Raw genomic sequence first — 246 nt, 5'->3', positions numbered from 1 at the left:
CGTCGACACGCTCGACGTCGACGCCTACCGCGACGCCGTCGACGACGACACCGCGTACGTCCACGTCGAGACCATCGGGAACCCCAGCCTCGTCACGCCCGACTTCGACGCCGTCGCCGACGTCGCCCACGACGCCGGCGTCCCGCTCGTCGTCGACAACACGTTCGCCACGCCCGCGCTCTGCCGCCCCGGCGAACACGGGGCGGACGTCGTCTGGGAGTCCACGACGAAGTGGCTGCACGGCTC

At 72.0% G+C, this 246-nt stretch carries 1 protein-coding gene; it reads left to right on the top strand.

Features of this window, described 5'->3' with window-relative positions; all coding sequences use genetic code 11:
- Positions 1-246: PLP-dependent transferase (locus tag SM753_RS21000; protein WP_323192979.1), on the top strand; the 246-nt coding region annotated here is incomplete at both ends.

It is taken from the genome of Halostella sp. PRR32 (assembly GCF_034808085.1).
GTDB classification, from domain to species: Archaea; Halobacteriota; Halobacteria; order Halobacteriales; family Natronoarchaeaceae; genus Halostella; species Halostella pelagica.
The sequence above is the reverse complement of the archived record's forward strand: the minus strand, read 5'-3'. Positions and strand labels throughout refer to the sequence as shown.